Raw genomic sequence first — 21,187 nt, 5'->3', positions numbered from 1 at the left:
TGCGGTTCCTGGTCAACGTCGGCCTGGACTACCTCGATCTGTCGCGCGCCTCCGGCACCCTCTCCGGCGGCGAAAGCCAGCGCATCCGGCTGGCGAGCCAGATCGGCTCGGGCCTGACCGGCGTGCTCTACGTCCTCGACGAGCCCTCGATCGGCCTGCACCAGCGCGACAACGCCCGCCTGCTGGTCAGCCTCAAGGGCCTGCGCGACCTCGGCAACTCCGTGCTGGTGGTCGAGCATGACGAGGAGGCGATCCTCAGCGCCGACCACGTCATCGACATGGGCCCGGCGGCCGGCGTCCACGGCGGCGAGATCATCGCCGAGGGCACGGCCCAGGACATCATGGCCGAGCCGCGCAGCATCACCGGCCAGTACCTCTCCGGGGCCCGCGAGATCGAGGTCCCGGCCGAGCGCCGGCCGATCTCCAGGAAGAACGTGCTGAGGGTCATCGGCGCCACCGGCAACAACCTGAAGAACGTCACCGCGGAAGTCCCGCAGGGCACCTTCACCTGCATCACCGGCGTCTCCGGCGGCGGCAAGTCCACCTTCACCATCGAGACGCTCTACAAGGCCGCCGCGCGACGGCTGCACAACGCCTCCGACGCACCCGCGCCCTACGAGCGGATCGAGGGGCTGGAGCTGTTCGACAAGGTCATCGACATCGACCAGTCGCCGATCGGCCGCACCCCGCGCTCGAACCCGGCCACCTACACCGGCGCCTTCCAGCCGATCAGGGACTGGTTCGCAGGGCTGCCGGAAGCCAAGGCGCGCGGCTACGGCCCCGGCCGTTTCAGCTTCAACGTCAAGGGCGGCCGATGCGAGGCCTGCCAGGGCGACGGGCTGATCAAGATCGAGATGCACTTCCTGCCGGACGTCTACGTCACCTGCGACGTCTGCCACGGCCACCGCTACAACCGCGAGACGCTCGAAATCCTGTTCAAGGGCAAGAGCATATCGGACGTCCTGGACATGACGGTCGATGAGGCCGCCGACTTCTTCAAGGCGGTGCCGGTGCTGCGCGAGAAGATGGCCACGCTGAAGCGCGTGGGGCTGGGCTACGTCAAGGTCGGCCAGTCCTCGACCACCCTGTCGGGCGGTGAGGCGCAGCGGGTGAAGCTGTCGAAAGAGCTGTCGCGCCGGGCCACCGGCAAGACCCTCTACATCCTCGATGAGCCCACCACCGGCCTGCACTTCGAGGACGTGCGCAAGCTCCTGGAGGTGCTCCACGAGCTGGTCGACCAGGGCAACACCGTCGTGGTCATCGAGCACAACCTCGACGTCGTGAAGACCGCCGACTGGGTCGTCGACTTCGGCCCGGAGGGCGGCGACGGCGGCGGCGAGATCGTGGCCACCGGCACGCCGGAACAGGTCGCCGCGAATCCCAAGAGCTGGACCGGGCGGTATCTGGCGGAGCTGTTGGAGCGTCACCGGCTGCGGCGGGTCGTCGAGAGGAAGAGCGCCTAATCGTCCCTCCCCTAAAGGAGAGGGATGTGTAAATTCGCTCCATTCATTTGAGAGATTGGAGCTGACCCTTGATCCTTTACGGCGCGCCGAACCCCGCCCCCAACCCGCGGCGGGTCCGCATCTTCCTGGCGGAAAAGGGCATCGAGCTGCCCGAGACCCGGGTCGACATGATGAAGCGCGAGCACAAGTCACCGGAGTTCCGGGCCAAGAACTCCATGGGTCAGCTGCCGGCCCTGGAGCTCGACGACGGGACCTGCATCGCCGAGACGGTCGCCATCTGCCGCTACTTCGACGAGACCCAGCCCGACCCGCCGATGTTCGGGATGACGCCGGTCGAGAAGGCGATGGTGGACATGTGGGTGCGCCGCACCGAGTTCACCGTGATGATGCCGGTCGGCAACTTCTGGCGCCACGCTCATCCACGCACGGCCGCCCTGCTGACCCAGTTCAAGGACTTCGGGGAGTCCAACAAGGAAACCTACAAGGGCGCCCAGCGCTATCTGAACCGCGAGCTGCAGGGGAAGGCCTGGCTGGCCGGCGAGCGCTATTCCATGGCCGACATCTGCCTGCTGACCACCGTCGACTTCGCCGGCTGGATCGGCCTGCCGCTGGAGGCGGAATACGAGAACCTCAAGGCCTGGCACGAGCGCGCCACGGCCCGCCCGAGCGCCAACGCCTAAGTCTTGGTCTGGGCCTCGGCCGACAGCGCCTGGTAGGCCGCGACGAAGGGCGTCTGGCCGATCACCAGATAGATCGGCCCGATCGCCAGCTCGGCGATCAGGCCGAAGACGTAGGCGCCGGGCCGTTCGGCCAGCGCCTGCGGGTCGGAGAGGCTGACCGGCGCGAGCGTATGGAAGCCGCCGATCGCCGCTTGCAGCACCGCGACCAGCACGAACAGCACGACGGCGATCAGCGCCAGCAGGCAGCCGGCCAGCAGCGCCATGCCGAGCAGCGCCCAGAAACGCCCCCGGGTCAGCCGCCAGGAATCCGCGATCCCGAACCGGCCGGTCGCGAAATTCGCCGGCCCCGCCAGGCTGGTGCGGATCGCCAGCCACAGCATGAGCGCCACGAACAGCAGCGTTCCCACCCCGCCGGCGAGGCCGCCGAACTGCCCCAGCCATCGCACTACGAGATACCCGGCGGTGATCAGGCAGGCGAAGAGGATCAGGATCACGATCCACAGGGCGAAGAGCCGGCCCTCGTCCTTGCTTATCCGCAGGTAGTAGGTCCCGGGCGGCTCTCCCGGCCGCAGGACCATGCGGTAGAGCGCCGCCAGCACCAGCCACTGGATCGCCGCGCCGCCCAGTCCGAGGACCAGGCCGCCGACCGCGCCGCCCAGCGCGCCGGCCTGATCGCGCGTCGTCGCCGCCAGGGTGGCGAGGGCGATGGCGATGAAGGCCACGACGACGAGGCCTACGAAGCCCAGCACCGTGAACAGGCACCAGCCCAGCACCACGCGCCAATAGCGCCGCAACACCTGGAAGCCCTCCAGGGCCGCATCGCTGGCGGAAAAGGCGTTCATGTCCGAGGCGGTCTCAGCCGGCCTCGGTCTGGGCGGTCAGGGGCTGTTCGGGCGGATGGCCGTGCAGCTGCGCGTAGGCGACCGCCCCGGGCGCCGCGATCACCGCGTAATAGAGCGCGCTGAATACGCTGCCGGTGATCATGTAGGCGATGAGGCCGGGGTTGAAGTACGTGCGGATCGAGGTCTCGTCCGGCTTGAAGATGCTCGAAAGGTCGGAAAGCTGACCGCCGGTCATCAGCAGGATCACGCCCGCGACGCCGGTGAACACCACGAGCGCCAGGAAGCCCACCACCACGATGCAGGCGAGCGCCAGGGCGTAGGCCCCGAACAGGCGCCAGAAATGGCCGCGGGTCAGCCTCCAGGACTCGAAGATCGCCAGCCGCCGCTCGGCGAAGGTCGCCACCGGGGCGAGCGACAGGCGCACGAGTACGAAGATCACAAGCCCCAGCGAGAACAGCTCCGCCACCCCGCCCATGAAGATCGCCGCGCCCTGGCCGGCAAAGGCGGCCAACGCCGCGACGATGGCCGCTCCGAGCGTCACAGCCACCAGAAGCGCCATGAACAGCAGGATGTAGATCAAGGTCAGCGCCATCAGGCGCAGCTCGTCGGCGCCCAGCCGCAGATAACCGAAGCGGGTGTCCTCGTGGCGGAAGATCAGCCGGTAGACCGCCGCGGCCATGATGCATTGAATGGCCAGGCCCAGGATCAGGATCGGGGCCACCGCGATCAGGGCGTCCACCAGCTTGGCCATGTCCGGCGTCTCGTCGGCCCGCAGCGTCTCGAGGCCGTGGCGCACCTCCGGCGGCATCAGCACGGTCACCACCGCGCCAAGCACGCTGATGGCGAACGAGACCCCCACCCAGGCGCCGAACGCCCGGGGGTTTTCCCGCGTGATCCGAAATCCTTCTAGCGCAGCCTCAGAGGCTGAAAACCCCGACATCCTCATCCCTAGGCCCGGCCCCGTATCGTAGGAACGAGTCGGCCACCCCTTTGGATGCAAGGTTGGGGCTGGGCCCCCCGGCGTGCAAGGCCCAGCTCGCGATCTCGCCCAATCGTTGCTAGTTAGCCACGCATGACGACAGCAAATTCCCTTCGGCCCGTGCATGTGGTGGGCGGCGGTCTGGCCGGTTCGGAGGCCGCCTGGCAGGTCGCCCAGGCGGGCGTCCCCGTCGTGCTGCACGAGATGCGTCCGGTGCGCGGCACCGACGCCCACCAGACCGACCGGCTGGCCGAACTGGTCTGCTCCAACTCCTTCCGCGCCGACGACTGGACCGGCAATGCGGTCGGCCTGCTGCACGCCGAGATGCGCAAGCTGGGCTCGATCATCCTGTCCGCGGGAGACGCCCACCAGGTGCCCGCCGGCGGCGCGCTGGCCGTCGACCGCGACGGCTTCGCCCAGGCGGTCACCGAGCGCCTCGAGGCCCATCCGCTGGTCACCATCGCCCGCGAGGAGATCGCCGGCCTGCCGCCCGCCGACTGGGACAGCGTCATCGTCGCCACCGGGCCTCTCACCTCGCCGGCCCTGTCCGCGGCGATCCTGCAGCTGACCGGCGAGGGCGAGCTCTCCTTCTTCGACGCCATCGCCCCGATCGTGCACCTGGAATCGATCGACATGGCCATCGCCTGGCGCCAGTCGCGCTACGACAAGGAAGGCCCCGGCGGCGACGCGGCCGCCTACATCAACTGCCCCATGGACAAGGCCCGGTACGAGGCCTTCGTCGACGCCCTGCTGGCTGGGCCGAAGTCGGAGTTCAAGGAGTGGGAGCACGTGCCCTACTTCGACGGCTGCCTGCCGATCGAGGTGATGGCCGAGCGCGGCCGCGAAACCCTGCGCCACGGCCCGATGAAGCCGGTAGGGCTGACCAACGAACATGATCCGCAGGAGAAGGCCTGGGCGGTCGTGCAGCTGCGGCAGGACAATGCGCTCGGCACCCTGTGGAACATGGTGGGCTTCCAGACCAAGCTCAAGCACGGCGCCCAGACCGATATCTTCCGGATGATCCCGGGCCTTGAGAAGGCGGTGTTCGCCAGGCTGGGCGGCCTGCATCGCAACACCTTCCTGAACAGCCCTCGGCTGCTCGACGGATCGCTGCGCCTGAAGGCCGATCCGCGTCTGCGCTTTGCGGGCCAGGTGACCGGCGTCGAGGGTTACGTGGAGAGCGCCGCCGTGGGCCTGCTGGCGGGCCGCTTCGCCGCCGCCGAGCGCCTGGGGTCCGCCGTTGCGCCGCCGCCCGCCGCGACGGCCCTGGGGGCCCTGATTGGCCATATCACCGGCGGGCACCTGGACGCCGGCCAACAAGAGGGAAAAATCGGCTCGTTCCAGCCCATGAACATCAACTACGGCCTGCTGCCGCCGCTCGACCCGCCGCGCCACGGCGCCGACGGCAAACGCCTGCCGCACAAGGAACGCGGCCGGGCGAAGAAGCGGCTGATGGGCGAGCGCGCACTGGCCGACCTCGACGCCTGGGTTGCGGGCGCTCCAGCCCTCGCGGCGGAATAGACGCCTTGTGCTAGGATCGCGGCCGCTGGCGTAGCTACGGAAGCCACGGCCATGAGCCGCTCCTCCGCCCTGCTGTCCTCCCTGCTGTTCCTGCTCGTCGCGCCGGGCACCGTCGCCGGGCTGGGACCCTGGTGGATCACCGGATGGCGCGCCCATGACGGGCCCTTTGCGGTTCGTTTGGCTGGTGTCGCGGTCATCGCGGGCGGCCTCTACCTGCTCGTCGAGTGCTTTGGCCGTTTCGCTTGGCAGGGGCGCGGGACGCCGGCGCCGATCGCCCCTCCCGAACGTCTGGTCGTGAGCGGACCGTATCGCCGCGTCCGCAACCCGATGTACGTCGCCGTCGTCGCGCTGATCCTCGGCCAGGCGGCGCTGTTCGAAGACCTGCGGCTGGTGGCCTACGGCGCAGCCGTGTGGCTGGCGTTTCATCTGTTCGTGCTGCTTTACGAGGAGCCGACGTTGCGGCGCGCGTTCCCGCAGGACTACGCCGCCTTTGCCGCGGCCGTTCCGCGCTGGAGGCCGAGGATCAGGCCCTGGCGCGCCGGCGGCTAGATCTTCCCCCGCGCCACGGCGATCGTCAGCCGGAGCCTGCGGGCGAAGTCGTTGGTGGACGGACGGCCGGCCAGCGCGGCGTGGGCCACGGCGGGGAAGGCCGCGACGCTGAGGTTGCGCGAGGCGCTGCGCGCGGCGTGGATCACCTTCAGGAAGGTCGGGCGAAGCTCCGGATGGTCGGCCAGGCGCTTGCCGAGCGACCAGGCCGAGCCGCCGGCCAGCGCCATCGTGGCGTCGGTCGCCGGGTCGAGCACCTGGGCCGCCAGCTGCGCCGCGAGGCCGCCGGTGTCCCGCGCCCAGTCCAGCACCTCGCCCTCGCTCATCGGCGCAGCGTCGAGCTCGCGGTAGCGCGCGTCGATCATCGTCTCCAGAACCTCACGCTTGAGGCCGCGGCGGGCGACCACGCCGGCGAGCGCCTGGGCGGTGGGGTGCTGGCGCACGGCCCTGCCCTCGAAGATCTCCTCCAGCGCCTCGCGCCACCAGGCCAGGCGCATCTCGCCCAGCAGGGCGTTCGAGGCCACCCGCGGCGCGCGCGCCAGCTCATGGTCGAAGGCGTAGATCGCGATCACGTCAGCTCGCGCCGGCCCCTGGGCGACGAACCGGCTGGAGAGCCAGCGGTCGGGATCCACGCGGCGAATCATCGCGTCGAGGTCGCCGATGTCGGGTTTTGGCGCGTCTTCACTCATGGCGCTCATGAAAAGGCCCGCCGGCTAAGGCGGGCCTTCCCGTGCTCCGAAAGCTTCCGGTGCGTCAGCCGAAGACCGTCTGGTTCATGGTCATGGTCACCAGCATCGGCACCGAAAGGAAGGTGTTGATGCGCGAGAAGATCATCGCCTTGCGCGCCGCCGCCGCCTTGGCGTCGGCGTCGGCCTCGACGATGCCCAGCGCGATCTTCTGCGCCGGCCAGATCGCGCCCCAGACGTTGATCAGCATGATGATGCCCAGCCACATGCCCAGGCCGATAAAGGAGTGCGCGGGAGACGCCGGCGTCTCCGCGAAGCCGAGAGCCAGCGCCTGGACCAGGTAGCCGCGCGAATAGGCCAGGATCAGGCCCATCAGCACGGTGAAAACCGCCGCCCAGCGGAACCAGAACAGGGCCTCGGGCGCGATGTACTTGGAGACCGCCGGCTTCAGCTCGGCGGGGATCTCCGGCATTTTCCGGATCTGGACGAAGTTGAAGTACCAGAGCAGTCCGATCCACATGATGCCGAACAGCACGTGCAGCCAACGGAACACCGCCTGCCAGAAGACCTGGTGCGCCCCGCCATCGTGCATGTAGTACCCGGCGACGATGACCAGCGCCAAGATGAAGCTGACGATCAGTGTGTTACGGAGATTGGAGAGTAGTCCGGCCATTGTATTGCCCTCGCGATTCCTGCCTTGGCCGCTGGTATAGGGCGTTTTGACGCAGGCGGAAACGGCTCAGACGGCGATCAACGCGCAAGCTAGGCGGCGACCCTCCGAGGTCAGCACATTGTAGAGCCTGGCGGCGGCGGGCGTATCCATGAACTCCAGGCCCATGCCGGCGGCGGACAGGGCCTCGCGCAGCGCCCGCGGCGGTTGCGCGTTGCGGGCCCCGACCCCGAGCAGCAGGAACTCGACCTCCGCCCGTCCGGCCGCGAACACCGGCGCCAGGCTTTCCATCGTCAGCTCGCCGAGGGCGGCGACGGGCCACGGCCGGGCCTCGTCGGCGAGGATCAGCAGCGAGCCGGCATGCCACTCGCCCGACAGCCGGAAGCCGCCGTCGCCGTAGGCGTCGATCGATGGCGCGTCGCGGGCCACGCGCGGCCCTCCCCTAGTGTCCCGATTCCGAAGTTCGCAAGCGCTTGCGGCTGACTTTGGCGAACTTCGGAATCGATGACGACACTAGCAAGTTCATGTTTCTAGTGTGCTTTTTTGGATTTGAAGTTCGCACAGCGCCCGCTCCCGGAATAAGGCGAACCCAACACACTAGCGCCGGACGGTGGCGGGCTTCAGCGGCTCGGCCTCTTCGTCGGCCCGCTTGACGCCCCACAGCAGGATCACCGGCGCGGCGATGTAGATCGACGAATAGGTGCCGATGGCGATGCCGAACAGCAGGATCACCGACAGGCCGAAGAGCGACGGACCGCCGAACACCGCCAGCGCCACCAGCGCCAGGACCGCGGTCATGCTGGTGATGATGGTCCGCGTCAGCATCTCGTTGATCGACATGTCGATCACGTCGCCCAGCGGCATGCGCTTGTACTTGCGCAGGTTCTCGCGGAACCGGTCGAACACCACGACGGTGTCGTTCATCGAGTAGCCGATGATGGTCAGGATCGCGGCGACCGCGCGCAGGTCGAACTCGATGTAGTTCTTCAGCAGCGCCATCATGCCGAAGGTCAGGAAGACGTCGTGGAACAGCGCCGCCACCGCGCCCAGGCCGAACTGCAGCTCGAACCGGAACCAGATGTAGAGCAGCATCAGCAGGATCGCGAGGCCGAGGCCGATCAGGCCCGAGCTCAGGAGCTCGCCGGAAACCTTCGGACCCACCACGTCGGTGCGGGTGAACTTCACGGTCCCGAGCGCCTGGGTGAGTCGGCCCTGAGCCGCGGCCACGGTCTTGGTGATGTCGGCGCCTGGCGGGGCCTGGAAGCGTATGATGGCTGCGGACGGCGAACCGCCGCCCTGCACCACCAGGTCGCCAAGCCGCATGCCGTCGAGCGCCTCATGCACCTTGCTCGTATCGACGGCCTTCGGCGCGGTGGACAGTTCCAGCACCGTGCCGCCCGCGAAGTCGATGCCGCAGGCAAGGCCGCCGCAGGGCAGCTTGAACGGATAGAGCGCCAGGAACAGCGAGCCCGCGATCGCCAGGACGGAGAGGGTGGAGAACACCCTCGCTAGCCGCACGAACCGGAAGTGGGTGCGGACCGGAAGGACCTTGATGAGGGGCCAGTATTTCAAAGCAACGGCTCCCTTATGCGATCGGCAACGTCTTCGGCCGGAAGGTGCGGAACCACCAGGCCAGAAGCACTTGGGTGACGAGGACGGCCGAGAACACGGTCGTGAGCACGCCGATGGCCAGCGTCCAGGCGAAGCCGCGGACCGGGCCGGAGCCGAACTGGAACATGATCATCGCCGACAGGATGTGGGTGATGTTGGCGTCGAGGATGGTGCCCATGGCGCGCTGGAAGCCCGCCTCCATCGAGGCGATCAGGGTGCGCCCGGCGCGCAGCTCGTCGCGCATCCGCTCGTAGATCAACACGTTGGCGTCGACGGCCACGGCAAGCGTCAGGATCAGGCCCGCGATGCCCGGCAGGGTCAGCGTCGCCTGGGTGGCGCTCATGATCCCCACGATCATCACCGCGTTGACCGCCAGCGCGATCAGCGAGATGCCGCCGAACAGGAAGCCGTAGATCAACAGCATGAAGACCAGGGTTGCGGCCAGGCCGACGATGGCCGACGTCGTGCCTGCATGGACGGCGTCGGCGCCAAGCTCGGCGCCCACCGTGCGCTGCTCCTCGACCTTCAGCGGCGCCGGAAGCGCGCCGGCCCGCAGCAGCACCGCCAGGTCATTGGCGCTCTCGGTCGTGAAGTGCCCGGTGATTTGGCCGGAGCCCCCAGTGATCGGATTGATGATGACCGGCGCGGAGATCACCTTCTTGTCGAGGACGATGGCGAAGCGCTTGCCGACGTTCTGGCGCGTGATGTCGCCGAAGCGCCGCGAGCCCAGGCCATTGAACCGGAAGGACACCACCGGCTGGTTGGTCTGCGAGTCGAAGGTGGACTGGGCGTTCGTCAGCATCTCGCCGGTGACCACCGAGCGCTTGTTGACCAGGTAGCTCGCGGTGATGCCATCGGTGGACGGCAGCACCTCGTCGCCCGGCGGCACGCGGCCGGCGGCCAGGTCCTCCGGCGAGGCGGTCTCGTCGACCATCTGGAAAGTCAGCTTGGCGGTCTGGCCGATGACGTTCTTCAGCCGGTCGGGATCGCTCTCGCCCGCGGCCTGGATATCAATGCGGTCCTTGCCGCGCCGGGAGATGTCCGGCTCCTTCGTCCCCATCTGGTCGATCCGCCGGCGGATGATCTCGATGGACTGCTCGACGGCCTTGGAGGTCTCGGCGTCGAAGGCCTCGGGCACGAAGGCGATGCGGATGCGCTGGTTGGGGCCCTCATTCACATTGACGTCCCGTCCGCCCGGAACGCCCGCCAGCGGCGCGCCGATGGTCTGGCGCAGCGCGTTCAGCGCCGTGGTCACCTGGGCCGGATCGGTGATCCGCACGCCGATCTCACCGTTCGCCACCGCAAGGTCGGTGAAGGCGATCTGCTTGTCGCGGAACGTCGTGCGGACGTCCTCGGCCATGTTGGTCAGCCGCTCGTTGCGCAGCGCGGCCGTGTCCACCGAATAGAGCAGGTCGGAGCCGCCTTGCAGGTCGAGACCCAGGTGCAGGGTGTTCTTCGGCATGAAGGGCGGCAGGCGGTCGCGGACGTTCGCCGGCAGCAGGTTCGGCAGCGTGAAGAGTATGCCGAGGATCGTCGCCAGGAGGACGAGGAACACCTTCCAGCGGGCAAGATTCATCATGGTGGAGGTGAGCGCCCTAGGTCTTGGAGTCGTTGGCCGGGGCCGGCGCGCCGCGCGCCTGCACCTCGGAGATCATCCCCTTGCGCACCTTGACGGTGACCCCGGTGGCGATCTCCACGCCCACGTCGGCATCCTCGACGCGGACGATCTTGCCGTGGACGCCGGAGGACAGCACCACCGTGTCGCCGCGCTTGAGGCCCGCCAGCATGGCCTGGTGGGCCTTCATCCGGCGCTGTTGCGGCCGAATCATCAGGAAATAGAACAAGACGACCAGGCCGATCAGCGGCAGGAACTGGATCAGCATCTCCTGCGGGCCGCCGCCTCCGGCTGCGCCGCCGAGGGCTTGGGCATAGGCTGGGGTGGCGAACATGGCCTCTCCGGAAAGCAGTGCGGCGGGGGCCTGTTGGGAGGCCTCCGCTCAAAGTCGGCGGAAGCTATGCGCTGCGCCCCGGTTTTGCAATGGAACCCGCCATTCTTGCGGTGAAGAGTCCGGGCGTGTCCCGTCGTCGCATTTCCTGCCTTCGCGAGACACGCCCGGGGGGTTAAGCCTCGCCGCGATGACGCACGAGCTGGAACCCGTCCTGGCGCGGATCGCCGAGGCCCTGGAGCGCCTGGCGCCGGCGCGCGCCGCGGACCCGGCATTCGCTTCGGCGCGACTCTTCCGCCACGACCCGGCGACCAGCGCCTTCCACCCCGCGCCCGACTATCCCCTGCCCCTGGAGGCGTTGGTCGGCGTCGATCGGCAGAAGGAACGGTTCGTCGAGAACCTGCAGCGGTTCGCGGCCGGCTTGCCCTGCAACCACGCCCTGCTCTGGGGTGTCCGCGGCACGGGCAAGAGCTCGCTGGCCAAGGCCGCCTTCATGCGCGTGGCCGAAGGCGCGCCGGCTATGAAGCTGGTGGAGGTCGACCGCGACCAGGTGACGGAGCTGCCCGGCCTGTTCGACGTCCTGCGGGCACACAGCGAGCGGTTCCTGGTGCTCTGCGACGACCTTTCGTTCGAGGAGGGCGCCGCGGCCGCCAAGGCGCTGAAGTCGGCGCTGGAAGGCGGCGTCTCCGGCCCTCCGGCCAATGTGCTGTTTGTCGCGACCTCCAATCGCCGGCACCTGATGCCGCGCGGCCACGCCGAAGACCGCGGCCTGATCGCGCTCGCCGAGGACGCCGAGGAGGAGGTCAGCGTCTCCGACCGCTTCGGCCTGTGGATCGGCTTCCCGCCGATGGACCAGCCGACCTACCTCGACGCCGTCCGAGGCTATGCGAAGCGCTACGGCCTGAAGACGCCCGACCTCGACCGCCGCGCCCTGCAATGGGCGCAACTGCGCGGCGCCCGCTCCGGCCGCGTGGCCTGGCAGTTCATCCGCGACCTGGCGGGCGAGCTGGGGAAGGAACTTCCAATGTAGCTGGCATCCCTCCCCTAAAGAGGAAGGATGGAATTCACCTCGGCAGCACCAGCTTCGGGTCGATCGGCCGCGCGCGGTCCACGCCGTAGCGCACCTCGAAGTGCAGTTGCGGCTCGGGCACGCCGCCCGAGGACCCGGCCAGGCCGACCTGCTGCCCCTGGGTGACCTTCTGCTGCGCCTTCACGTCGACCCGGGAGAGGTGGCCGTAGGCGGTCACCCAGCCGTCGGCGTGCTTGATCAGCACGAGATTGCCGAAGCCCGGCACCTGGTCGCCGGCGTAGACCACGTCGCCGTCGGCGGCGGCATGGACCACGGCCCCGCTCGGGGCCTGGAGGTTGATGCCGTCGTTGCGCTGGCCGGCGGGCTTGGCCCCGAAATCGGAGAGGATGGTCCCCTGCAGCGGCCAGACGAACCGACCCTGGCCCATCTGTGAGATCTGGGTGTCGCTAGGGCCGGGCGTGGGCGCGGGCGCAGGCGGCGAGGCGGGCAGGCCTCCCGTGGGCAGCGTATAGGAGGGCCGGGCCGGCGCCCCGGACGGCTGGTAGGGCTGCGGACGCGACGGCAGTTGCGGACTCTGGTCGCGCGACGCCTCGACGGGCTGCGGATAGCTGCGGGGCGTGCGCTCGGGGGTCCCGGCCCCCTCGGCCGCGCGGACCGGCCCGCGGTCTCGGTAGCCGTCGGGCAGATAGACCTTCTGGCCGGGCCGGGCGACGGCGCGCCGGGACATCTCGTTCTCGATGCGCAGGCGTTCGACGCTGACGCCGAACCGCTGGGCGATCAGGGCGAGCGTGTCGCCGCGCCCCGCCACATAAGCGTGCTCGGTGAACTTGGGGCCGCTGAGCACCTGGCCGGGGCTGAGCGCCGTGCTCTTGAGGTGGTTGTCGGCCTTGAGTTGGGCGACCGTCGTGTCGAGCTTGTCAGCGACCTTCGCCAGGGTGTCGCCCTTCTTCACCCGATAGGTCTCCGGCCCGCCTTGGCTGGTGACCACCTTGCCGGTCACCCGGCGATCGCCGGACCCGGTGTCGTCGGAAGCATCGGACGCCAGGGTCTTGCCCCGACGGCCCTTGGCGCCGCGGGCGGACGGCGGGTCGGCCGCGTCGCCGCCCTTGTCCGCGCCGTCCGCCGCCAGGACGGCGGGCGTGACGAAGTCGGAGGGCAGGCGGATCTTCTGGCCGGGACGGATATGGGTCTTGGGCGAGAGGTCGTTCTCGTCGCGCAGCTCCTCGACCGAGACATGCAGGCGCTTGGCGATCGAGAAGACGGTGTCGCCGTCGGCCACCACATAGGCCTTCTTGGCGACCACCGGGCCCTTCAGCACGTCGCCCGGCTGCAGCACGCTGTTCTTCTTGAGCTTGTTGGCGCTCCTCAGTTCGGCGACGGTGGTGTCGAGCCCGTCGGCGATCTTCTCGAGGGTGTCGCCCTTCTTGACCACATAGGCCGCGCGTTCGCCCTTCAGGGTGAGGATCTTGCCGTTGGCGGCCTTCGGAGCCTCCGACGCCTTCGCGCCATGGACCGGCCGGGCGAGCGCAGGGCTCACGCCGAGGGCGGTGGTCGCCAGAAGGATCAAGGCCGATCGCTGGAGAAAGTGCGTCATCGCGGCTCCGGTAGTGAACATGGGCATGAGTCGGGGCGCCAGGGTTGATGTTGGGTTAAGCCGTCCGTCCCCGCCAACCTGCAAACCGCCGCAGGCCCCACGCCTCGTCGTCAAAGTTCTTTCGCCACCCCATCGAGCAGGGGCACGAACCGAACGTCGGTCAGCGCCTCGATCTCGAAACCCCCCTTGCCGTCGCCGGTGTAGCGCCGAAGGCTCTGGACCGGCCCCCTGCCGATCGGGGCCACCAGGATTCCCTTGGGCTTCAGCTGGCTGAGCAATGCCTTCGGCTCATCAGAAGCTGCAGCTGTGACCATAATGCGGTCGAAAGGCGCCTGCTCTGGCCAGCCCTCCCCCCCGTCGCCGAAGCGGGTGATGACGTTGGTCAGGCCCAGCGTCTTGAAGCGGGCCTCGGCCTCGCGCATCAGGGTCCGGTAGCGCTCCACGGTGTAGACCAGCCGCGAGAGCTTGGAGAGGATGGTGGTCTGGTAGCCGCTGCCGGTTCCGATCTCCAGCACCCGGTCGCGCTTGTCGACCTTCAGCGCCTGGGTCATCAGGCCGACGATGAACGGCTGGCTGATGGTCTGGCCGCAGGCGATCGGCAGGGCCGAATCCTCGAACGCGCGCGCCTTGAACAGGTCGGGCGTGAACGCCTCCCTGGGCGTGGTCTCGATCGCGTTCAGCACGCCGGAATCGCTGACGCCTTGCGAGCGCAGGGCGAGGATCAGGCGGGCCAACCTCGTGTCAGCCGTGTCGTGGTCCTTCTTCGCCATCCTCAAGCCTCGCCCAACTCAAGCATGGGGCGGCGCGCCGCCTAGCGTCGCCTTCAGCGAATGCACGCTGGGCATGTGCGTCAGGTCGATGTGCAGCGGCGTCACCGAGATCTTGCCGTCGTAGAGCGCCCTGAGGTCCGTGCCTTCGGCGGGCTTCGAGCGCTCCTGGCGGAAGCCCATCCAATAATAGTCCCGTCCGCGCAGGTCGGTGCGCTTTTCCACGATCCGGATGTGAGCGTCGCGGAAACCCTGGCGGGTCACCTCGACCTCGGTGATCTCGGCGACCGGGCGGTCCGGGAAGTTGATGTTCATCACCACGCCTTTCGCCCAGCCCACCTCGACCAGACGGCGGATGATTCCCGGCGCGAACGCCTCCGCCGCCTCGTAGCCGCGATTGCCTTCATGGAACCCCATCTGTGACAGCGCGATCCCGGGCACGCCCAAGGCCATGGCCTCGATGGCCCCGGCGACCGTGCCGGACATGGTGACGTCCTCGGCGAGATTGGCGCCGCGGTTGACGCCGGAGAGCACCAGATCGGGCGTCTTGCCCGCCACCAGCTCCTTGATCCCCAGCAAGACGCAGTCGGTGGGCGTGCCGGTGGTGGAGAAGCGCCGCGCGTCCAGTTGCCGCACGCGGATCGGTTCTGAGAGCGTCAGCGCCCGGCCCGCCCCCGACCGCTCGGCGTCGGGCGCGCAGATCCAGATGTCGTCGGTGAGCTTGGCCGCGATCCGCTCCAGCGCGGTCAGGCCCTCGGCATGGATTCCGTCGTCGTTGGTGAGCAGGATGCGCACTTAAGAACCGCTCATCCCTTCCCCCCGATGTGGGTCAGGCCCGGCAGGTAGGGGTGCAGGGCCTGCGGGATGGCGATGCGGCCGTCCTCGTCCTGGTAGTTCTCCATCAGCGCCACCAGCGTGCGGCCCACGGCCAGGCCCGAGCCGTTCAGGGTATGGACGAAGCGCGCGCCCTTCTCGCCCGTGGCCTTGGTGCGGGCGTCCATGCGGCGCGCCTGGAAGTCCCCGCAGTTGGAGCAGGAGCTGATTTCGCGGTAGCGGCCCTCGGACGGCAGCCAGACCTCGAGGTCGTAGGTCTTCTTCGCCCCGAAACCCATGTCGCCGGCGCAGAGCAGCATGGTGCGGAACGGCAGCTCCAGCCGCTTCAGGATCGCCTCGGCGCAGCCCACCATCCGCTCGTGCTCGGCCTCGGACTGGTCCGGCGCGGTGATCGAGACCAGCTCCACCTTGTAGAACTGGTGTTGGCGGATCATGCCGCGGGTGTCGCGTCCCGAGGCGCCGGCCTCCGCTCGGAAACACGGCGTCAGCGCGGTCAGCCGAAGCGGCAGCTCCTCCTCCGGCGTGATCTGTTCGCGGACGAGATTTGTCAGCGAAACCTCAGCGGTTGGGATCAGCCAGCGAACCTCCGGCCTCGCATTCAGTCCCTCCAGGGTCTGCGGCAGTTGGAGCGCATTCTCAAATCCCGGAAGAACGATGAACTGGTCGTCGGCGAATTTCGGCAGCTGCCCGGTGCCGAACATCGCCTGGGTGTGCACCATCAGCGGCGGCGAGATCTCCAGATAGCCGTGCTCCCGGGTCTGGACGTCCAGCATGAACTGGCCGAGCGCCCGCTCCAGCCTGGCCAGTTCGCCCTTCAACACCACGAACCGCGAGCCGCTCATCCGCGCGGCGGCTTCGAAATCCAGGAGGCCCAGGCCTTCGCCCAGGTCAGTGTGGTCCTTGGGCTTGGCGATGGCGAACGGCGTGCCCCAGCGGCGCACCTCGACATTGGCGTGCTCGTCCTCGCCGGGCGGCACGTCTGGCGCGGGGATGTTAGGCAAGCCGGCGAGGAGGTCATGCAGCGCCCGGCTCGCGGCGCGCTCGGCCTCGCTCTCGAACTCCAGCCTGGTCTTGAGGAGTTCGACGTGCGCCATCAGCCGCGAGGCTTCCGCCTCGTCCTTGGCGGCCTTGGCCTGGCCGATCTTCTTGGAGGCCTCGTTGCGTTCGGCCTGGGCGGTCTGCCAGGCGGTCTGGGCGGCGCGCAGCGTTGCGTCGAGCTCAGTGATCTGGGCCACCAGCGCCGCGCCGGACAGGCCCTTCGCATCCCAGCCCTTGATGTAGAGCTCAGGCGTTTCGCGAATGGCTCGGATGTCGTGCATGGCGGCCGCAGGTTAGGTGGGAGCGGCCCTCTCTAGAGCGCGTCGGCGGGGGCGCCAAGCTTACCTTCCCCGTTCACGGGGAAGGGGGACCACTCGCCGCAGAGCGAGTGGTGGAAGGGGCGGGTTCAAGCTCAGAGCCAAGCCTCGCCCCCTCCACCATCGGCTCGGAGCCTGTCCTCGGGCCGACCTTCGGTCGGTCCCGGGGGGCCGATGGTCCCCCTCCCCCGCTGCGCGTGGGAGGTAAGGGCTAGGTCACGGTCACGTCCCGGGCGTCATCTTCCTTCTTGCGGCGCAGTTCGATCAGCCAGACGCAGCCGACTGAGATGAAATAGAGCCCGATGATCGGCACCGACAGCAGGGTCTGGCTGATCGGGTCGGGCGGCGTGATGATCGCGGCCACGACGACGACGGCCACGACCGCATAGCGCCAGCCGGACATCAGCATCTTCGAGTTGACCAGGCCTGCCATGCCCAGGAGCGTCAGCACCACCGGCAACTGGAAGCAAAGGCCGAAGGCCAGCAACAGCGTGGTCACCAGGTCGAAGTACTCGGAAACCTTCGGCAGGAGGTTCACCGAGATGCCGCTCACCCCGACGATCTGCTGCGACGCGGCGAACCAGAGCACGAACGGCAGGATCATGAAGTAGACCATCGCGGCGCCAAGCGCGAAAAGCACCGGCGAGGCCACCAGGAACGGCAGGAACGCGCGGCGTTCCCGCTTGTAGAGGCCCGGCGCGACGAAGGCGTAGACCTGCTGCGCCAGCACCGGGAACGTCAGCGCCACCGCGCCCAGCGCTGAAAGCTTCACCTTGGTGAAGAAGAACTCCAGCGGCGCGGTGAAGACCAGTTGGGTCACTTTCCCGGGGACCGGCGGGGCGTCCCTAAGGCCGGTCAGCACCAGGAACATGTTCTTCGCGCCGTTCAGCGCGCCCAGGATGTCGAAGCTCCCGCCGCTCTTGGCCTCCTGGGCGCGAACGGCCAGGAGCCCCGAGGCCACGTTGAAGGGGTGCAGCAGCAGGGTGAAGATCTGGGTCGAGAAGACGAAACAGATGAGAAAGCCCACGAAGAGGGCGACCACGCAGACGATCAGCCGTGACCGCAGCTCAACGAGGTGATCGAGCAGCGGGGCCCGCGAGGCCTCGATCTCGTCGTCTTCCGGGGCGGCGCTCACGAGGTCGAGCCCGCCGTCTTGCGGGCGCGCGGCTTGGGCGTCGCGCCTTTGGCCGCGGTCGGCTTGGCGGGCGCCTCCGCCGCCGGCGCCTTCGCGGGCGCGGCCTTCGCGGGCGCGGCCTTGGGTTTGCCGGCGGCTTTGGGCGCGGGCGTCTTGGACGCAGCGGTCTTCTTCGCCGCGGCCCGCTTGGCAGGCGCCTTGCGGCTCCGCGCCTTCGCCACCGGCTTGACCTCGATGGTCGTCTCGGCGGCGGAGGGATAGCTCATCGGCGAATTCAGCTGCACGCCGACGTCGGAGAGGCCCTGACTGATCTCGTCGAAGGCCTGGTTCACCTCAGGCGCGCCGGCGTGCGTGGCGATGTCGGCCAGCTGGCCCTTGCGCATGGCCTCGACTTCCTTGCGCAGTTCGTCGAGCTCCGACTGGCGGGCCATCTCGTCGAAGCTGGCGCGGAACTCGGCCGCCATCGCGCGGACCTTGGCCATGAACTGCCCGAACTTGCGCAGCAGCACGGGCAGGTCCTTGGGACCCACCACGATCAGCGCCACGACCGCGGCGATCAGGAACTCTAGAGCGCGTCCTTCGGGAAACATGGCCGTGGGCTTAGCGCGGTTTCACGCGCGGTGGAAACAGGCCTGGCGCGGCCGGGGCGGTTCGCTCTCAGGCCTTGGTCTTGGCGCGGGTCTTCGGCAGCGGCTTGGCGGGCTCTTCCTCGTGCGCCTCTTCCTCGCCCTTCAGGCCTTCGCGAAAGGCTTTGATGCCCTTGGCGGTGTCGCCCATGATGCCGGAGATCCGCCCGCGCCCGCCGAACAGCAGGGCGACGACGACGACGATCGCCAGAATGTGCCAGATCGAAAGAGCGCCCATGGCTTCCAAAAACTCCTAACCCGTCGCGCCCCCGCGACATCTTGTTGAGCGGCTATATAGTCCGTCTCGGCGAACCGCGCCACGCGACAATCCCGACTTCTTAGGCCGTCTCCTCGCCCAGGTAGTCGGTGTGGAACTCCGGCGCGTCGCCAGGATCCAGCGGGTCTTCGTCGGCGGCCGGCGCATTGGGATCCGGCACGGCGAAGTCGGCGGGCAGGTCGAGGGAGAGCAGGCCCGCGGCGCGCATCTCCGCGGCCCCCGGCAGGTCGCCGACGCTGGCCAGGCCGAAGTGCTCCAGGAAGGCCTCGGTGGTGCCGTAGGTGATCGGCCGGCCGGGCGTGCGCCTGCGGCCGCGCATGCGCACGAGGCCAAGCTCCAGCAGCACGTCGAGCGTGCCCTTGCTGGCCTGCACCCCGCGCACCGCCTCGATCTCCGCCCGGGTCACCGGCTGGTGGTAGGCGATGATGGCCAGGGTCTCCTGGGCGGCGCGGGAGAGCCTGCGCGGCTCCTCCCGCTCGTCGGTCATCAGCCAGGCGAGGTCGCCCGCCGTCTGGAACCGCCAGCGCCCGGCGACCGCCGCCAGCTCCACGCCGCGCCCCTGGTAGCGCGCCTGCAGGGCCGCGATGGCGCCCGCCACGTCCGCCCCCTCCGGCAGCCGCTTGGCGAGATCGGCGTCGCTCAAGGGCCCCGCGGCGGCGAACAGCAGCGCCTCGACCTCGCGCTCGGTGTCGGCGAGGTCGCTCACGCCGCCTTGTCCTTGCGGTTGCGCAGGTAGATGTCCGCGAAGGCCTCCAGCTGGCGGGCCTCCAGCGCGCCTTCCTTGACCAGCTCAAGTCCCGCCGACAGCGTCGAGGCGACGTAGGAGGCGCGGCTGGGCCCTTGCCCTCCCCCCCCTTGCGAACTTGGGCCGAACGGCGCGACGCCGGTGAGCGGGGTCCAGCGATCGAGCTCGGGCAGCAGGCGGCGCAGGCGTTCGCGCGCCGCCTCCAGCGGATAGGCGGTCGGCAGCGCCGGCGTATAGGTGCGGCTGGACTCCTTGGTGCGCTGGGCGATGTAGGCGCTCATCAGGCTGTAGAGGTCGCCCTCGATGCGGCCCGACGGGATCACCTTGATGGCCTCCGGATCGCCGCGCCCGAAGACGTCGCGGCCGAGTTGCGGCCGGGTGCGCAGCGCCTCGGCGGCGCCTCGCATGGCGTCGAGCTTGGCCAGGCGGAAGGCGAGCCTGGCGGCGATCTCCTCGGCCGGCGCCTCGTCGGCCTTCGGCTGTTCGGGCTTGGGCAGCAGCAGGCGGGACTTCAGGTAGGCCAGCCAGGCGGCCATCACCAGGTAGTCGGCGGCCAGCGAGAACTGCTGGCGGCGCGCCTGCTGCACGAAGGCCAGATACTGCTCGGCGAGCTTCAGCACGCTCAGCTTCAGGAGGTCGACCTTCTGGCTGCGGGCCAGCGCCAGCAGCACGTGCAGCGGACCCTCGTAGCCGTCGAGGTCGACGATCAGCGCCTCGCCGTCCTCGGCGGCAGTCGCCGCGGCGGCGAAGTCGAGGTCGGGCTGGAAGCCGCCGCTCATACCGCGAAGCGTCCGTCGAACGCCGCATCGAACCGCGCCCGGCCCTCCACCGCGTCGAACGGCTCCGGCGCCCGGGCGATCCGCGCCAGCGCCGCGTTAGCCCGCCGCGCCGCGCGGCCCTTCAGCACGCCCGCGCCTGCGACCACCGCCTTCATCTCAGCCATGTCGCCGTTGCAGTGAAGGACCACGTCGCAGCCGGCCGCGCGGCTGGCGCTCGCCCGCTCGGAGAAATCGCCGCTGAGCGCCTGCATGGAAAGGTCGTCGCTCATCACCAGGCCGTCGAAACCGATCGCGCCACGGACCACCCGGCGCATCACCTTCTTCGAGGTCGTCGCCGGGCGCTTCCGGTCGATGGCCGAATAGATCACGTGGGCGGTCATCGCCATCGGCATGTCGGAGAGCACGCGGAACGGGGCGAAGTCGCGGGCGTCCAGCTCCTCGAAGCTCGCGTCCACCACCGGCAGCTCAAGATGGCTGTCGGACATCGCCCGGCCGTGTCCCGGGATGTGCTTGACCACCGGCAGGACGCCGCCGGCGATCAGGCCCTCGGCGGCGGCCCGCCCCATGAGGGCCACCTCATCCGGCGTGCGGCCATAGGCGCGGTCGCCGATGATCTCGTGGCCTGCGGGATCGGGTACGTCGAGCACCGGCACGCAGTCGACGTTGATCCCCAGGGCGGCCAGGTCATGGGCCATCAGCCGCGCGCCCAGCCGAGTGATCTCGCGCCGGAGCAGCGGATCGTTGCCGGCGAGGTCGCCATAGGCGCGGCCGGGCGGATAGCGGCCCCAGTTCGGCGGCCCCAGCCGCTGCACGCGGCCGCCCTCCTGGTCGATCAGCACCGGCGCATCGGCGCGCGCCACCGCCTCGCGCAGGGCCTCGACCAGCGCCCGCACCTGGTCCGGGCTCTGCACGTTGCGCCCGAACAGGATGAAGCCCCAGGGCTTCACCCGCCGGAAGAACGCCCGCTCCTCGGACGTCAGCTGAGGGCCCGAACAGCCCAGGATGGCTGCGGTCACGCTCACTTGACGAAGCAGGCCTTCCCCGCGGCTTTCAGCTTGGCGCAGAACGCCGTCGCGTCGCCGCGGCTCGCAAAGCCGGTCA

General features: G+C 69.2%; 24 protein-coding genes. 5 read left to right on the top strand and 19 right to left on the bottom strand.

Features of this window, described 5'->3' with window-relative positions; all coding sequences use genetic code 11:
- Nucleotides 1-1,463, top strand: a 1,463-nt coding sequence (gene uvrA, locus JWP28_RS16495) for an excinuclease ABC subunit UvrA (RefSeq protein WP_299544610.1), incomplete at its 5' end; no start/stop codon positions are given.
- Nucleotides 1,464-1,531: 68 nt separating this feature from the next.
- A complete protein-coding gene (locus tag JWP28_RS16490; RefSeq protein ID WP_299544609.1) occupies nucleotides 1,532-2,143 on the top strand; it encodes a glutathione S-transferase family protein in 612 nt (203 codons plus the stop codon).
- Here the strand turns inward: JWP28_RS16490 and JWP28_RS16485 are convergent.
- Both JWP28_RS16485 and JWP28_RS16480 read right to left on the bottom strand, forming a co-directional pair.
- Nucleotides 2,140-2,985: a hypothetical protein gene (locus JWP28_RS16485; RefSeq protein ID WP_299544607.1), complete on the bottom strand. Its 846-nt coding sequence runs from the start codon at nucleotides 2,983-2,985 to the stop codon at nucleotides 2,140-2,142. The genes JWP28_RS16490 and JWP28_RS16485 overlap by 4 nt on opposite strands.
- A 13-nt stretch (nucleotides 2,986-2,998) precedes the next feature.
- The gene (locus JWP28_RS16480) at nucleotides 2,999-3,844 is read right to left on the bottom strand and encodes a hypothetical protein (protein WP_299544606.1); all 846 of its coding nucleotides are present in this window, start codon (nucleotides 3,842-3,844) and stop codon (nucleotides 2,999-3,001) included.
- 213 nt (nucleotides 3,845-4,057) lie between these two features.
- Between JWP28_RS16480 and trmFO the strand changes: the two genes are divergently transcribed.
- Together trmFO and JWP28_RS16470 are read left to right on the top strand one after the other, a co-directional pair.
- Nucleotides 4,058-5,485, top strand: coding sequence for a methylenetetrahydrofolate--tRNA-(uracil(54)-C(5))-methyltransferase (FADH(2)-oxidizing) TrmFO (gene trmFO, locus JWP28_RS16475; RefSeq protein WP_299544604.1), 1,428 nt, complete (start codon nucleotides 4,058-4,060; stop codon nucleotides 5,483-5,485).
- A gap of 51 nt (nucleotides 5,486-5,536) precedes the next feature.
- A complete protein-coding gene (locus JWP28_RS16470; RefSeq protein ID WP_299544602.1) occupies nucleotides 5,537-6,034 on the top strand; it encodes a methyltransferase in 498 nt (165 codons plus the stop codon).
- On the opposite strand, the gene JWP28_RS16465 is transcribed toward JWP28_RS16470, so the two are convergent.
- The 6 genes from JWP28_RS16465 to yajC form a co-directional block, all read right to left on the bottom strand.
- A complete protein-coding gene (locus JWP28_RS16465; protein WP_299544600.1) occupies nucleotides 6,031-6,729 on the bottom strand; it encodes a squalene/phytoene synthase family protein in 699 nt (232 codons plus the stop codon). The two genes, JWP28_RS16470 and JWP28_RS16465, sit on opposite strands and share 4 nt — an antisense overlap.
- Nucleotides 6,730-6,784: 55 nt before the next feature.
- Complete coding sequence (locus tag JWP28_RS16460; protein WP_299544598.1) at nucleotides 6,785-7,390, bottom strand: urate hydroxylase PuuD; 606 nt, start codon at nucleotides 7,388-7,390, stop codon at nucleotides 6,785-6,787.
- Nucleotides 7,391-7,456: 66 nt separating this feature from the next.
- Nucleotides 7,457-7,816: an Mth938-like domain-containing protein gene (locus JWP28_RS16455; RefSeq protein ID WP_299544596.1), complete on the bottom strand. Its 360-nt coding sequence runs from the start codon at nucleotides 7,814-7,816 to the stop codon at nucleotides 7,457-7,459.
- 168 nt (nucleotides 7,817-7,984) lie between these two features.
- Nucleotides 7,985-8,959 carry a protein translocase subunit SecF gene (secF, locus tag JWP28_RS16450; RefSeq protein ID WP_299544594.1) on the bottom strand — a complete coding sequence of 325 codons (975 nt, stop codon included), beginning with the start codon at nucleotides 8,957-8,959 and terminating at the stop codon, nucleotides 7,985-7,987.
- A 13-nt stretch (nucleotides 8,960-8,972) separates the two neighbouring features.
- A complete protein-coding gene (gene secD, locus JWP28_RS16445) occupies nucleotides 8,973-10,577 on the bottom strand; it encodes a protein translocase subunit SecD (protein WP_299544592.1) in 1,605 nt (534 codons plus the stop codon).
- A 16-nt stretch (nucleotides 10,578-10,593) separates the two neighbouring features.
- On the bottom strand, nucleotides 10,594-10,947 hold the full coding sequence (gene yajC / locus JWP28_RS16440; RefSeq protein WP_299544590.1) for a preprotein translocase subunit YajC: 354 nt from the start codon (nucleotides 10,945-10,947) through the stop codon (nucleotides 10,594-10,596).
- 187 nt (nucleotides 10,948-11,134) lie between these two features.
- On the opposite strand from yajC, the gene JWP28_RS16435 reads away from it, so the two are divergent.
- The gene (locus JWP28_RS16435) at nucleotides 11,135-11,974 is read left to right on the top strand and encodes an ATP-binding protein (protein ID WP_299544589.1); all 840 of its coding nucleotides are present in this window, start codon (nucleotides 11,135-11,137) and stop codon (nucleotides 11,972-11,974) included.
- A gap of 34 nt (nucleotides 11,975-12,008) precedes the next feature.
- Here the strand turns inward: JWP28_RS16435 and JWP28_RS16430 are convergent, their stop codons facing one another.
- From JWP28_RS16430 to JWP28_RS16380, 11 genes are all read right to left on the bottom strand, one after another.
- Nucleotides 12,009-13,568: a LysM peptidoglycan-binding domain-containing protein gene (locus JWP28_RS16430; RefSeq protein ID WP_299544588.1), complete on the bottom strand. Its 1,560-nt coding sequence runs from the start codon at nucleotides 13,566-13,568 to the stop codon at nucleotides 12,009-12,011.
- A 110-nt stretch (nucleotides 13,569-13,678) separates the two neighbouring features.
- Nucleotides 13,679-14,338, bottom strand: a complete 660-nt coding sequence (locus JWP28_RS16425; protein ID WP_299544586.1) for a protein-L-isoaspartate(D-aspartate) O-methyltransferase — start codon at nucleotides 14,336-14,338, stop codon at nucleotides 13,679-13,681.
- Nucleotides 14,339-14,356: 18 nt separating this feature from the next.
- Entirely contained in the window at nucleotides 14,357-15,130 is a 774-nt protein-coding gene (gene surE, locus JWP28_RS16420) for a 5'/3'-nucleotidase SurE (RefSeq protein ID WP_299544585.1), read from the bottom strand.
- A gap of 11 nt (nucleotides 15,131-15,141) precedes the next feature.
- Complete coding sequence (gene serS / locus JWP28_RS16415; protein WP_299544583.1) at nucleotides 15,142-16,488, bottom strand: serine--tRNA ligase; 1,347 nt, start codon at nucleotides 16,486-16,488, stop codon at nucleotides 15,142-15,144.
- Between the two features lie 247 nt (nucleotides 16,489-16,735).
- Nucleotides 16,736-17,659, bottom strand: coding sequence for a twin-arginine translocase subunit TatC (gene tatC, locus JWP28_RS16410; protein WP_299544581.1), 924 nt, complete (start codon nucleotides 17,657-17,659; stop codon nucleotides 16,736-16,738).
- Nucleotides 17,656-18,249 (bottom strand): Sec-independent protein translocase protein TatB, encoded by a 594-nt coding sequence (gene tatB / locus JWP28_RS16405; protein ID WP_299544579.1) that lies wholly within the window; start codon nucleotides 18,247-18,249, stop codon nucleotides 17,656-17,658. Before tatB ends, tatC begins: the two co-directional genes overlap by 4 nt.
- Before the next feature lie 67 nt (nucleotides 18,250-18,316).
- Nucleotides 18,317-18,523, bottom strand: a complete 207-nt coding sequence (locus JWP28_RS16400; RefSeq protein WP_299544577.1) for a twin-arginine translocase TatA/TatE family subunit — start codon at nucleotides 18,521-18,523, stop codon at nucleotides 18,317-18,319.
- A gap of 100 nt (nucleotides 18,524-18,623) precedes the next feature.
- Nucleotides 18,624-19,268, bottom strand: a complete 645-nt coding sequence (gene scpB / locus JWP28_RS16395; protein ID WP_299544575.1) for an SMC-Scp complex subunit ScpB — start codon at nucleotides 19,266-19,268, stop codon at nucleotides 18,624-18,626.
- The gene (locus JWP28_RS16390; RefSeq protein WP_299544574.1) at nucleotides 19,265-20,086 is read right to left on the bottom strand and encodes a ScpA family protein; all 822 of its coding nucleotides are present in this window, start codon (nucleotides 20,084-20,086) and stop codon (nucleotides 19,265-19,267) included. Before JWP28_RS16390 ends, scpB begins: the two co-directional genes overlap by 4 nt.
- A complete protein-coding gene (nagZ, locus tag JWP28_RS16385; RefSeq protein WP_299544573.1) occupies nucleotides 20,083-21,108 on the bottom strand; it encodes a beta-N-acetylhexosaminidase in 1,026 nt (341 codons plus the stop codon). Before nagZ ends, JWP28_RS16390 begins: the two co-directional genes overlap by 4 nt.
- The coding region (locus JWP28_RS16380; RefSeq protein WP_299544611.1) for an SPOR domain-containing protein at nucleotides 21,105-21,187 on the bottom strand (83 nt) is incomplete at its 5' end. The genes nagZ and JWP28_RS16380, both read right to left, overlap by 4 nt.

Source organism: Phenylobacterium sp., assembly GCF_028290885.1.
Lineage (GTDB): Bacteria > Pseudomonadota > Alphaproteobacteria > Caulobacterales > Caulobacteraceae > Phenylobacterium.
This window is presented reverse-complemented; position numbering and strand designations above follow the sequence as displayed.

Bases quoted from the DNA above. Each gene is read 5' to 3' on its own strand.
- JWP28_RS16485 (WP_299544607.1), bottom strand. From the start codon at position 2,985: ATGAACGCCTTTTCCGCCAGCGATGCGGCCCTGGAGGGCTTCCAGGTG.
- trmFO (WP_299544604.1), top strand. From the start codon at position 4,058: ATGACGACAGCAAATTCCCTTCGGCCCGTGCATGTGGTGGGCGGCGGT.
- JWP28_RS16470 (WP_299544602.1), top strand. From the start codon at position 5,537: ATGAGCCGCTCCTCCGCCCTGCTGTCCTCCCTGCTGTTCCTGCTCGTC.
- JWP28_RS16465 (WP_299544600.1), bottom strand. From the start codon at position 6,729: ATGAGCGCCATGAGTGAAGACGCGCCAAAACCCGACATCGGCGACCTC.
- JWP28_RS16460 (WP_299544598.1), bottom strand. From the start codon at position 7,390: ATGGCCGGACTACTCTCCAATCTCCGTAACACACTGATCGTCAGCTTC.
- secD (WP_299544592.1), bottom strand. From the start codon at position 10,577: ATGATGAATCTTGCCCGCTGGAAGGTGTTCCTCGTCCTCCTGGCGACG.
- yajC (WP_299544590.1), bottom strand. From the start codon at position 10,947: ATGTTCGCCACCCCAGCCTATGCCCAAGCCCTCGGCGGCGCAGCCGGA.
- JWP28_RS16435 (WP_299544589.1), top strand. From the start codon at position 11,135: ATGACGCACGAGCTGGAACCCGTCCTGGCGCGGATCGCCGAGGCCCTG.
- JWP28_RS16430 (WP_299544588.1), bottom strand. From the start codon at position 13,568: ATGACGCACTTTCTCCAGCGATCGGCCTTGATCCTTCTGGCGACCACC.
- JWP28_RS16425 (WP_299544586.1), bottom strand. From the start codon at position 14,338: ATGGCGAAGAAGGACCACGACACGGCTGACACGAGGTTGGCCCGCCTG.
- serS (WP_299544583.1), bottom strand. From the start codon at position 16,488: ATGCACGACATCCGAGCCATTCGCGAAACGCCTGAGCTCTACATCAAG.
- tatB (WP_299544579.1), bottom strand. From the start codon at position 18,249: ATGTTTCCCGAAGGACGCGCTCTAGAGTTCCTGATCGCCGCGGTCGTG.
- JWP28_RS16400 (WP_299544577.1), bottom strand. From the start codon at position 18,523: ATGGGCGCTCTTTCGATCTGGCACATTCTGGCGATCGTCGTCGTCGTC.
- JWP28_RS16390 (WP_299544574.1), bottom strand. From the start codon at position 20,086: ATGAGCGGCGGCTTCCAGCCCGACCTCGACTTCGCCGCCGCGGCGACT.